Consider the following 8,739-nt stretch of genomic DNA (forward strand, 5'->3'; position numbering starts at 1 on the left):
CGATGCGGGCAAGCATACACGATGGCCGATGCGACGCATGCCGGCCGCCCACGCCGGTTCAGACCTCGAGCACGCGGGCGACGATGCCGGCCAGCCGCTTCACGTGGCGCGGCGCGGGCAGGAGGTCGGCGCCCGAGAACAGCAGCGGCGCGCCGTCGTCGATCGACAGCGGCGCGTCGCCGCATTCGAACGCGACGATTACGTGTTCGCCAACCGGCGTGTTGAACAGTTCGTGCCAGGAAAACGTGACCGCGTAGCCGTCGTGCGCATGCGCGATGAACACCATGCGCTTGAAGTCGCCCGGCGTGTCGTTGCGCAGCCCGGCCGCGTCGAGCAGGTCCTTCAGCCGTGCGCCGCGATACGGCGCGACCGAGCGGATGAAGCGATTCGTCGTGAAGCAGCGCAGGTCGAACGGCTCGGCCGTCGCGCTCGCGTGCCGGCGCAGATCGTCGAGCGTCACCGTCATCGGCCGCACGAATGCGCCCGTCAGCGCGATCGAGCCTGCCGCCGCCGGTTGCACGTGTTGCGCCTGTTGCACCTGCTGCGCCGAAAGCGCCGCCGTCCCTGCCCTCTCCATCGCCCGCCTCCATGACGGCCTGCCGGTGGGCAGGCCTGCGTCGTATCGGCGGATATATTACGCCGGGAAAAAACCGGCCGGCGGAATGCGCGCCGCATGGGCGGCATAACGCCGGCCGATCGTGCCCGGCGCTACGACAGCACGATGTTCTTGACGACCTTCTTCAGGCTCTTGAAGCTGTCGACCGATTCCGCCTTCGCGTCCGTCACCAGTGCGCCGATCCGCGCCGGCTCGCAGAAGCTGATCCGGCTGTTCGTGCCGAGCTTGCTGAAATCGGCCAGGATCGCGACGTCCGCCGCGTTGCTCACCATCGCGCGCGCCACTTCGGTTTCCATCCGGTCGTAATTGGTCGCGCCGCGCACGGCATCGACGCCGACCGGCGACAGCAGCGCGAGGTCGGCGCGATAGCGGAAGATCTCGGCGACCGTGCCGTCGCCGACGGTCGCGGCCGCGCGGGTGCCGATCATCCCGCCGAGCAGGATCGTCTCGTTCCTCGCCTGCCCCGGGTCGCTCGACCGCATCTTCAGCGCGACGTCGATCGAGTTCGTGACGATCGTGAGGCCCGACAGCTTCGCCAGTTCCTCGGCCAGCAGCGTCGTGGTCGTGCCCGCGTCGATGAACAGCGTCTGCGAGCCCGTGACCAGCCTGGCCGCCGCGCGGGCGATCGCCAGCTTCGCCTTCACGTGGGTCTGCGCGCGTTCGGCGATCGGCGCTTCGTCGCCCACCTGCACCGCGCCGCCGTGCACGCGCTTCAGTTCACCGAGCGCTTCGAGATCGACGAGATCGCGACGCACGGTTTCCCGCGACACGTTCAGGTCGGCCATGATCCGGTCGGTGGAAACCCGCTGCATCTTCGATAACAGAAGCCGGATCCTCTGGTATCGCTCTTCTTGCCACATGGAATATCCTCGGAATGAACGTCAATGTTATTCGAACGGCGAACTACGCAGCGCTCTCCTCCAGTTTTTTGATGCCGACGAGGGTCTGCAGGGATTGACGCACCGCCTGGCACTCGCTGCTCGTCATCTTTGAAAACACCACGTGGATGCGGTCGTCGTCCGGCGCGGCGTCGTCCTGTTCGATGATGAACCGGACGATGCGCGCCTGGTCGATGCCGGGCATCGCCTGCAGCGACGTCAGTTTCACGGCGCCGCGGCTCGCGAGGATGCGCACGCCCCAGCGCTGCCGCGTCGCGAACAAGCGTTTCTCGATCGGCTTCAGGCCGGCCAGGATCGCGAGCACGATCGCCGTCGCGGCAATCGCGGCCACATACATGCCGCCGCCCACGGCCAGCCCGACCGCCGCCACGACCCACAGGCTCGCCGCGGTCGTCAGGCCGCGGATGATCTCGCCGCGCAGCATGATCGAACCGGCGCCGAGAAAGCCGATGCCCGACACCACCTGCGCGGCGACGCGCGACGGGTCCAGCGACACGTTTTTCGCGTTCTGGACATCCGCGAAGCCGAACGCCGACACGACCATCACGAGCGCGGCGCCCACCGCCACCAGCATATGGGTGCGCAATCCGGCCGCCCACGACAGGCGCTCGCGCTCGATGCCGACGAGGCTGCCGAGCAATGCCGCCAGCAGCAGGCGGGACACGATTTCCAGCTGACTGATCATTCGAGATCTCCTTGCTTTGCCTGGTCCATCCGATGAGGCGCGGCCCGCATGGGGCCGCCGTCCGGTTCTTCCTGCCTGCGCCCGCCCGTTGCCGCACCCGGCACTCGGCGAGTTGTATTTTTGTGCGATCTTGCGATTTTGTGCGTTCTAATATACGGTACGAAAAACTGCAAAGCCAGACCCAAGTTCGTTTGTTTCATCCGATCGGCACGATCAATCGTCAGACCATTCAGGCAACACGATCCGGAACACTTGCTTAGGAGACCAACATGATGAAGAAGGCATGGATGCTGGCCACAACCCTGCTGGCGGCGCTGGCGACGGCCCCCGCTCACGCATCGGAAGGCGACGTCTGCAAAAAGGTGACGCTCGGCGACGTCGGCTGGAGCGACATCGCGGCCACCACCGGCGTCGCGATGATGCTGCTCGACGGGCTCGGTTACGAGGCGACCAAGACGATCGCGTCGCCGCCGATCGTGCTGGCCGGCGTGAAGAAGGCGCAGATCGACGCGTTCCTCGGGTACTGGGATCCGAGCATGACGCCGACGGTGAAGCCGTTCGTGGACGCCGGCGCCGTCCACCAGTTGCCGGAGCCCAACCTGGTCGGCGCGCGCTATACGCTGGCCGTGCCGCAATACACATCCGACAAGGGGCTCAAGCGCTTCGCCGATATCGCCAGGTTCCGCGACCAGCTCGACGGCAAGATCTACGGGATCGGCGCCGGCAACAACGGCAACGCGCTGATCCAGCGAATGATCGACAAGAACGAGTTCGGGCTCGGCGGCTTCAAGCTGGTCGAATCGAGCGAGGCCGGCATGCTCGTGCAAGTGACGCGCGCCGTGCAGGAGCACCGGATGATCGTGTTCCTCGCGTGGGAGCCGCATCCGATGAACATCGACTACCGGATCACCTATCTCGACGGCGGCGACACCGTGTTCGGCCCGAACTACGGCTCGGCGAAGGTCTACACGCTCGTCACGCCCGGCTATCTCGAACGCTGCCCGAACGTCGGCCGGCTGCTGACCAACCTGAAGTTCACGACCGACGAAGAAAACCAGCTGATGGTGCCGATCATGAATCACGCAGACCCGGTCGCGGTGGCCAGGGAATGGGCGAAGAAGCATCCGGGCGTGCTGTCGAAGTGGCTCGACGGCGTGACGACCATCGACGGAAAGAATGCGAAGGATGCGATCGAGAAGCTGATCGGTGCATGAGCCCGCAAGACAAGGAACCCGGCATGTACAAGAATCTCGCGCTGTTCGATCTCGACCACACGCTGCTGCCACTCGACAGCGACCAGGCCTGGGCCCGCTTCATCTCGCGGGTCGGCTGGCGCGAGGACGACGCGCACGCCGCGCTGATCGACGAGCACTACGGTCATTACGCGGCCGGCACGCTCGACATGAACGCGTATCTCGCCGTGACGCTCGCGCCGCTCACCCGCTATCCGCGCAAGGTGCTCGAGCGCTGGCATGCGCGGTTCATGGACGAAGTGATCCGTCCGTCGATCACGCCGCAGGCGCGCGAGCTGGTCGGGCGGCATCGCGAAAACGGCGATCTCTGCTGCATCGTGACGGCGACCAACGTCTTCGTCACGCGGCCGATCGCGGCCGAATTCGGCATCGAGCACCTGCTCGGCATCGAACTCGATACCGACGACGGCACGCCGGACGGCGCGTTTACCGGGCGCAGCACCGGCGTGCCGAGCTTCCGCGAAGGAAAGATCGTGCGCACGACCGCGTGGCTGGAATCGCTCGGCTACGCGCCGTCGGATTTCGAGCGCACCTACTTCTACAGCGACTCGATCAACGACGTGCCGCTGCTGGATTACGTCACGCATCCGGTCGCCACCAATCCCGATTCGAGGCTTTTGCAGGTGGCAGGCACGCGCGGGTGGCCTGTCATGAAGTTGTTCTGATTCGGGCGATATTCTCTGCTGTCCATTTTCATGTCGGGAGGGGTAATGAAATACGGAACTCGCAGCAACGGCCTCGATCATTCAGGAATCCGATTCGAGTCGAGTCGAAAGCATGTCGTCAGGTCGCGTCGATCGGAAAGCCGCTTTCCGCACTGGCGCGGCGTTTTCATGATCGCGCTGCTGTGCACGCTGGCCGCTTGCGGCGATGGCGACTCGGGCACCGCGGCCAACGTGGCGGCCGCGCGCGCGGCCGCACCGGGTTCGGCATCCACGCCCGTCCTGCACTGCGCGAGCGCGTGCCACTGACCGACGCTGGCCCCGGGGCCAGCCATCCACGACAGAGAGCGATCATGCAAAACAAACCCACGACACGACGTCAGTTCCTCGCCGATGCGTTGAAGCTCGCCGGCGCGACCGCGATCACGGGCATGCTGCCCGAAAGCATCGCGCGCGCCCAGGCCATTCCGGCAGCCACCGTCACCGGCACGATCCAGGACGTGAAGCACGTCGTGATCCTGATGCAGGAAAACCGTTCGTTCGACCACTACCTCGGCACGCTGGGCGGTGCGCGCGGCTTCGGCGATCCTCGGCCGGTCGTGATTTCGAGCGGGTATCCGGTGTGGCGCCAGCCCTGGCTGACGTCCTACGTGTTTCCGTTCAACCCGTCCCCGCCCTCCGGCACGGCCAACGGCGACACCTACTACGGCGACCTGGACCACAGCTGGAGCGGCACGCACAGTGCCTGGAACAACGGCCGCTACGACAACTGGGCCGACGCGAAGACCAGCGGCACGATGTACTACTTCACGCAGAAGGACATTCCGTTCTACTACGCGCTGGCGAGCGCGTTCACGGTGTGCGACGCGTACCACTGCTCGATGCTCGGCCCGACGGACCCGAACCGCCTGTATCTGTGGACCGGATGCTGCGGCAACGTCGCCGGTTACTCGCCGTACACGACGAACACGATGACAGGCACCGGCTGGACCACGATGCCGGAGCGCCTGAACACGGCTGGCGTGACGTGGAAGTTCTACCAGGACAAGGGCAACGGCCTGGATGCCGCACATGGCTACGGCGAATACAACGGCTCCAAAAGCGATCTCTGGTGGAACGGCAATTACGGCGACAACGTCATCCTGAACTTCAGGCAATACCAGAACCTCGGTGCAGGCGATCCGCTCGCGCCGGCGCTCAACGGCACGCAGATCGACCCGTCAGGCGGCGGCAAGGAATACGATACGAACCTCTTCAGTCAGCTGCGGGCCGACGTCGCCAACGGCACGCTGCCGCAGGTATCGTGGATCGCCGCGCCCTACGCATACTGCGAGCACCCGTCGTGGGCCGCGAGCGGCGGCGAATGGTACGTCAGCAGCGTCCTCGATGCGCTGACGTCGAATCCGGCGGTGTGGGCCAGCACGGTGCTGCTCGTCATGTACGACGAGAACGACGGGCTGTTCGATCACATGCCGCCGGCCGTCCCGGCCAGTTCCGCCGCCGGCACCGGCCGCTCCACGGTCTCGACGTCCGCCGAATTCGTCTCCGGCAGCGGCGCCGCATCGGACGGCTCGGCGAGCGGCGACGTGCCGATCGGGCTCGGCCCGCGCGTGCCGATGTTCGTGATCTCGCCATGGTCGAAGGGCGGCAAGGTCAATTCGCAGGTCTTCGATCACACATCGGTGATCCGCTTTCTGGAAGCGCGCTTCGGGCTACAGGAAACCAACATCACGCCGTGGCGACGCACGGTCTGCGGCGACCTGACGTCGGCCTTCGATTTCTCGAACGCCGACCGGACGATTCCCGCGATCCAGCCGCCGGCAAGCAATATGAACCCGAACGGCCCGGCCGTCCCGATCCCCTACCCGACCACCACCGCGGTGCCGGCGCAGACGGCCGGCCGCAGCACCGCCTGCCGCCTGCCCTACGAGTTCTTCGTGCAAGGCAAGGTCAATCGCGCCGGCAATGCGCTGTCGCTGACGATGACCAACACCGGCACCGCCGGCGTCCACCTGCAGGCGTGGGTCGACGGCACGAACACGATCCCCCGGCACTACACGATCGCGGCCGGCGCGGGCCAGTGCGCGAACCTGTCGGATTCGCTCGCGCTGAATGCCGGTGGCAGCTACGACTATTCCGTCTACGGACCGAACGGCTTCCTGCAGACGTTCCGCGGCAGCATCGGTTCGTCCGGCAACACGGGATCGACCGCCGAAGTCAGCCTGTGCTACGACGTGGCCAACGGCAACGTGCAGATCACGCTCGACAACTCCGCCGGCTCGGCCGCGACGACGTTCCAGCTCACCGACAACGCGTACGGCATGAACACGCGGCAGTCGGTCACCGTCGCCGCCGGCGCGACGCAAGCCGTCACGTGGTACGGCGACGGCGGCTGGTACGACGCCAGCATCCGCGACGCGAACGATCCGAATTTCCTGCGCCGGGTAGCCGGCTGCGTGCAGGCGCAATCCGGCACCCTGCTCACGGATTCGGCGATCGGCAATACCGGCAAGAAGTTCGTCGCGTCGCTCGCGTCGCAGGGCTCGACGTTCGGCACGCTGCGGTTCGACTACGTTGCGCCGCCGTGGAGCCACAGCCCGAAGAACTGGGTGGGCATCTTCGCGCATGGCGCGCAGCCGACCAAGGGCAGCTACAAGTCGTGGGCGTACCTGCCGAAGAGCACCGGCTCGCTGTTGTTCTCGTCCACGGCCAACAGCACGCTGGCGTCGGGGCAGTATGACGCGTGGTATCTGTTCGACGACGGCTACACGCCGCTCGCGGGGCCCGTCACGATCAACATCTGACGGTGGCCTGACCGTGCCGTGCCGGCCCCCTGCACGGGGCCGCCACGCATTCGGGCGCGACGAGCCGCGTTGCACCCGAATGCGTTTCCCGTCGCCCTGCCCGCGCGACGGGCACTACACGAGCAGATTCTCGTAGAACGCGCCGAACGGCCGCGTCGGGTGCGCGATCCGGATTTCGAGGATCCACAGCCCGGCCGCCGGCGCCGCAGCGAAATCTCCGAGATTGCCGGCCTGGCAGATCAACCGGTGCAGGGTCGCGCTTCGTCGCGCCCGACAGCAAAAACGGGCGCTCCGATGGAGCGCCCGCTCGCGGGTGAGGTCGATCAGAACTTGTGACGCAGGCCGATCCGCGTGACGAACTGCGTGTTCGCGCCCGCGTTGCCGATGAACGAACCCGACGAGCCGATCTCCGCCTGCACCGGCACCGCGCGGCCATTGATCGTATTGCTGCCCGACGCCTTCTGGTAGGCCGCGCTGACGTACACGTCCGTGCGCTTCGACAGCGCATAGTCGACCGCGGCGTTGACCTGATGCCACTTGCCGTCGAAGCGGCCGTCGAGCTTCGAGAACGTATAGCCGAGGCCGCCGCTCAGGGCCGGCGTGAACGCATAGCGGCCGCCGATTTCGTAGTTGTTCAGCGTCGACGATTCGCCCGACAGCGGCACGAACTTCGTATGCGTCCAGTTCGCCCACACGAGGGCCGCCGCGATCGCATAACGCGCGCCGACGCCGACCGTCTCGAGATCGCGCAGCCCCTGCGTGTTGACGTTCGCGATGCCGACGCCGAACGCGGGCGTCGCGCCGTTCGGGAAGCGGATGTTCGTGTACGCGGCGCCGATGCCGAACGGCCCCTGCGCATAGTTCGCGCCGAAGCTGTATGCGCTCGACGAACCCTGCGAACCGTTCGTGCCTGTCGTGGTCGGCGTGCCCGCGAACTGCGTCGAATTCGAGAAGCCGTACATCGCGCCGAACGTGAGGCCCGCAAAGTTCGCGCTCTGGAACTTCACGGCGTTGTTGATGCGGCTCGACGTCAGCTGGTCGAGATCGTTGATGTGATACGCGTAGTTGCCGGCCGGCGTCTGGCTGCCCATCGCGTAGTTCGCGCCGATGTAGTCGGTCGAGAACGAATACTGGCGGCCGAACGTCAGCGAGCCGATCCCGTTCTTCGACAGCCCGACGAACGCCTGCCGGCCGAACAGCGCACCGCCCTGGCCGATCGCGCCGTCACCGCTGCTGAAGCCGTTTTCCAGCACGAACAGCGCCTTCAGCCCGCCGCCGAGATCCTCGGTCCCGCGAATGCCCCAGCGGCTGCCCGACGCGACGCCGTCACCATACTTGACGAGCTTGCCGTGGCCGCCCGACGTCGCGACCTTGTTCGAATACGTGATACCCGCATCGATCAGCCCGTAGAGCGTGACGCTGCTTTGCGCGTGCGCGGCGGTGCCGAACATCCCGAGTGCGGCTGCGGCCGCGATGGTCTTTTTCATGTTCACTTCCTGTTGTTGTCGACGCGCGCCCGCGTCGCAGCGTGACGCGCGGCGTGTTGACGAATCACCGACTGATTGACGAACGCGAGCCACCGGATCGCCGCGCGCACATACACCTCATGCACATGCACGATGCTTCGTTTCGGTACCGGTATGGGCTTGCTGATGTGGCATGCCGCGGGGCGGCCGCCTGTGTTGCAGCGTCGGGGGGGGGGGGGGGGGGGGGGGGGGGGGGGGGGCGCCCCCCGCGAGCACGTGGCCGGCACGCGGGAAGCGATGAAAAACAAGCCGAAGGGGTGGGGGAGCTCGAGGAGGCGTGGGCGCCCCCACACA

At 66.4% G+C, this 8,739-nt stretch carries 9 protein-coding genes; 5 read left to right on the top strand and 4 right to left on the bottom strand.

Translation table 11 applies throughout. The features are described 5' to 3' along the window. Window positions 1–58: 58 nt before the first annotated feature. The 3 genes from ABIC51_RS16345 to ABIC51_RS16355 all read right to left on the bottom strand — a co-directional run bounded on the left by ABIC51_RS16345 (window position 59) and on the right by ABIC51_RS16355 (window position 2,200). Window positions 59–577, bottom strand: a complete 519-nt coding sequence (locus ABIC51_RS16345) for a molybdopterin-dependent oxidoreductase (protein ID WP_226149630.1) — start codon at window positions 575–577, stop codon at window positions 59–61. A gap of 131 nt (window positions 578–708) precedes the next feature. Then, the gene (locus ABIC51_RS16350; RefSeq protein ID WP_059860826.1) at window positions 709–1,476 is read right to left on the bottom strand and encodes a DeoR/GlpR family DNA-binding transcription regulator; all 768 of its coding nucleotides are present in this window, start codon (window positions 1,474–1,476) and stop codon (window positions 709–711) included. A 43-nt stretch (window positions 1,477–1,519) separates the two neighbouring features. After that, window positions 1,520–2,200: an MgtC/SapB family protein gene (locus ABIC51_RS16355; protein ID WP_027789870.1), complete on the bottom strand. Its 681-nt coding sequence runs from the start codon at window positions 2,198–2,200 to the stop codon at window positions 1,520–1,522. Window positions 2,201–2,469: 269 nt separating this feature from the next. Here ABIC51_RS16355 and ABIC51_RS16360 point away from each other — a divergent pair, with 269 nt between their 5' ends. From ABIC51_RS16360 to ABIC51_RS16380, 5 genes are all read left to right on the top strand, one after another. After that, on the top strand, window positions 2,470–3,414 hold the full coding sequence (locus tag ABIC51_RS16360) for a choline ABC transporter substrate-binding protein (RefSeq protein ID WP_354006558.1): 945 nt from the start codon (window positions 2,470–2,472) through the stop codon (window positions 3,412–3,414). A 23-nt stretch (window positions 3,415–3,437) separates the two neighbouring features. Continuing rightward, window positions 3,438–4,118 (top strand): HAD family hydrolase, encoded by a 681-nt coding sequence (locus tag ABIC51_RS16365; RefSeq protein ID WP_027789872.1) that lies wholly within the window; start codon window positions 3,438–3,440, stop codon window positions 4,116–4,118. Window positions 4,119–4,286: 168 nt separating this feature from the next. Next, on the top strand, window positions 4,287–4,424 hold the full coding sequence (locus tag ABIC51_RS16370; protein WP_226127085.1) for a hypothetical protein: 138 nt from the start codon (window positions 4,287–4,289) through the stop codon (window positions 4,422–4,424). A gap of 44 nt (window positions 4,425–4,468) precedes the next feature. Then, window positions 4,469–6,919 (top strand): phosphocholine-specific phospholipase C, encoded by a 2,451-nt coding sequence (locus ABIC51_RS16375; protein WP_226128212.1) that lies wholly within the window; start codon window positions 4,469–4,471, stop codon window positions 6,917–6,919. A gap of 69 nt (window positions 6,920–6,988) precedes the next feature. Beyond that, on the top strand, window positions 6,989–7,255 hold the full coding sequence (locus ABIC51_RS16380; protein ID WP_172535131.1) for a hypothetical protein: 267 nt from the start codon (window positions 6,989–6,991) through the stop codon (window positions 7,253–7,255). On the opposite strand, the gene ABIC51_RS16385 is transcribed toward ABIC51_RS16380, so the two are convergent. After that, a complete protein-coding gene (locus ABIC51_RS16385; RefSeq protein WP_322037716.1) occupies window positions 7,243–8,406 on the bottom strand; it encodes a porin in 1,164 nt (387 codons plus the stop codon). The genes ABIC51_RS16380 and ABIC51_RS16385 overlap by 13 nt on opposite strands. Window positions 8,407–8,739 lie beyond the last annotated feature (333 nt).

Origin of the sequence: Burkholderia sp. 572 (assembly GCF_040545135.1) — a bacterium.
In the GTDB taxonomy this organism is placed as follows: Bacteria; Pseudomonadota; Gammaproteobacteria; order Burkholderiales; family Burkholderiaceae; genus Burkholderia; species Burkholderia cepacia.